The 3,137-nt window shown below is 51.5% G+C and carries 1 protein-coding gene; it reads left to right on the top strand.

What is annotated here, in order from left to right; genetic code table 11:
* On the top strand, positions 1-3,137 hold a 3,137-nt coding region (locus tag VJ956_RS01020), incomplete at both ends, for an SdrD B-like domain-containing protein (RefSeq protein ID WP_324080677.1).

Here is a 3,137-nt window from a genome sequence, read left to right as displayed (position 1 = left end):
GCCGCCTTCGATCAGGTCGGTAAAGTGGGCCTGGGGGGGCTGGAGATCAGCGACGATGGCCGCTTCCTCTTCGTGATGAATTTGTACAGCCGTTCGGTCTTCCGTCTGGAGCTCGACGATCCCGCCAACCCTATGGCCGTGGTCAACGTGACGGAGATTAGCCTGCCGGCTCCCTCATGTGCCAACGGGGAGTTCCGCCCCTGGGCACTGACCTACCACCGGGGTAAACTGTACGCGGGGGGCGTTTGCTCCGCCGAAAACGGGGGTACGCGCGCCGATATGGAGGCCTATGTCTTAGAAATGGATAATCCAGCAACCGGTACGGCTTTTGCCACTACGCCGGTGCTTTCCTTTCCGCTCGATTATCAAAGATATGTATCTTTCCGTTTCTTCCCCTGGAGTAATCAGGTTGATTTTGCAACTGCTTCAGGTTATTTCAATGACCCGACGCCCTTACTTTCTGACCTTACCTTTGGGAATAATGGTCAGATGGTGATCAATCTCATGGATCGATTCGGATTGCAGCAGCAATCCCAAAACTATATCTACTTATCGAATAGAACTGATTTGGAATTTATACGCACATCTGTCGACATGTTGGTTGCGGGATTGGATGCCACGATGGGGAATTACCAGTTGGAAAGTGATCAACGATATACTACTAATGGTATTACCTACCTTGGTAACAATGCAAATGAAACCCATTTTTTTAATGATAATGGTGGCTTCGCCGGTAATACTTTAGGCTCGAGTGTGTACTTGCCCGGTCTACAAGGCGGCGTAACCGCTACACAATTTAATAGCTCCTCTCAAAATGCTTATAATCTATCTTTATTAGACGGAAGGCAATGGCCTATTGAATTTGTAATAGCCGACGGCGCCCCCGGCGTAGAGGAGAAAGGGTTGGGCCTGGGTGAGCTAGACTTATCGGGGCCGGATATTCCTCTGGAGATCGGTAACCGCGTCTGGGTAGACACCGACAACGATGGGGTTCAGGATCCTAACGAGGCTGTCATCCCCGGGGTAGAAGTGCAGCTATGGAAAGAAGACAGTCCGGGCTCGGGTACCTTTAGCCAGATTGCCACGGTCACCACCGATGCCAATGGGGAGTACTACTTCACTAGTGCGACGGGTACCTCGACTACGGGGATCACTTATGGGGTGACTGATCTGCTGCCCGAGATGAACTACGAGCTGCGCTTTCCCACTACGACCACGGTCGGGATGGATGTGCTGAGTCTTACTGCCGTCAATATGGGCGGCAGTGATCCCAATGCCGATGTGCGCGACTCTGATGCGGATATCAGCACGGGGGTGGTTTCCTTTATGACGGGCGAGCTGGGCGCCAATGACCACAGCTTCGACGTGGGCTTTGCCATGGTGATGGTAGCCAATCTTGAAATGGAAAAGACGTTCATCTCGGCCACGCCCAACGGCGATGGAACCTTCACCGTAGACTATACGATAACGGTGATGGAAACCAATGGAGTACCTACTACTTATGACCTCACGGATGAACCGGGTTTTGACGATGATATAACGATTAACTCGGGTTCGTTTAGTGGTCAGAACAGCGGTATGCTGATGGCCGGCTTGAATAGCCTGGCTGCTGGGGAAAGCATCGCGGCCAATGCCACTCATACCTATAATTTGAGCTTCAATGTAACCCTGGACCTGATGGATGGTTTAGGTGATAACATCTACAACCCTTGTGACGTCACCATGCCCATGCCCGGAGAAGGTCTGTATAATATTGCGACCCTCACTACCGGTGGCATGTCCGGGGATGATGAAGCCTGCGGGGATTTGCCCCCGGATTTAGCACTGGATAAGACTTTTGTGGATGCCACACCGAATGGTGATGGTACCTTTACGGTAACCTATACAGTGACGGTCGAGAACACAGGTGGTGCTTCGGGCACCTATGACCTGGAGGACACGCCAGGTTTTGATGATGATATCGCGATCAACTCCGGATCATTTAGTGGCCAGAACAGTGGTACGCTCATGGCGGCTACAAATAGCTTAGCCACCGGTGAGAGTATAGCAGCAGGTACGACGCATACCTACAATTTGAGTTTCGTTGTGACCTTGGATCTCACAGATGGCGCAGGAGATGATATATACACCGCTTGTGATGGCACGAGTCCGGTAGCGGGTGAAGGCCTGTTCAATGAAGCTAGCCTGTCGACTAACGGAACAACGATAGAAGCAGAGGACTGTGGGGATCTGCCGAATATTACGGTAGCGAAGGTCTTTGATAGTGCCACACCGAATGGTGATGGTACGTTTACAGTGACTTATACGGTAACGGTCGAGAATAGCGGTGGCGCTGCGGGCACCTATGACCTGGAGGACACGCCAGGGTTTGATGATGATATCGCGATTAACTCGGGTTCGTTTAGTGGTCAGAATAGCGGAACATTAACGACAGGAACAAACACTTTAGCTACCGGCGAAAGCATTGCAGCGGGTGCGACGCACACCTACAATTTGAGTTTCAATGTGACCTTGGATCTCACCGATGGGGTGGGTGATGATGTCTATACGCTCTGCGATGGCACGAGTCCGGTAGCGGGTGAAGGCCTGTTTAATTCTGCGAGCCTGGAGACTAACGGAACGACAACGGATGATGAAGCTTGCAGCGATTTGCCAGCACTTGTGATGGCGAAGAGTTTTAATTCGGCTGTACCGAACGGTGACGGCACGTTTACGGTAACGTATACGGTAACGGTAGAAAACACAGGTGGTGCTTCGGGCACCTATGATCTGGAGGATACACCGGGCTTTGACGATGATATCGCGATTAACTCGGGTTCGTTTAGTGGTCAGAATAGCGGGACACTAACGACAGGAACAAACACATTAGCTACAGGCGAGAGCATTTCGGCAGGTGCGACGCACACGTACAATTTGAGTTTCGTTGTGACCTTGGATCTCACAGATGGAGTGGGTGATGATGTCTATACCGCTTGTGATGGTACGAGTCCGGCAGCGGGTGAAGGTTTGTTCAATGAAGCTAGCCTGTCGACTAACGGAACAACGATAGAAGCAGAGGACTGTGGTGATCTGCCGAATATTACGGTAGCGAAGGTCTTTGATAGTGCCACACCGAATGGTGATGGTACGTTTACGGT

It is taken from the genome of Marinobacter sp., assembly GCF_035268745.1.
Taxonomy (GTDB): domain Bacteria; phylum Pseudomonadota; class Gammaproteobacteria; order Pseudomonadales; family Oleiphilaceae; genus Marinobacter.
This window is presented reverse-complemented; position numbering and strand designations above follow the sequence as displayed.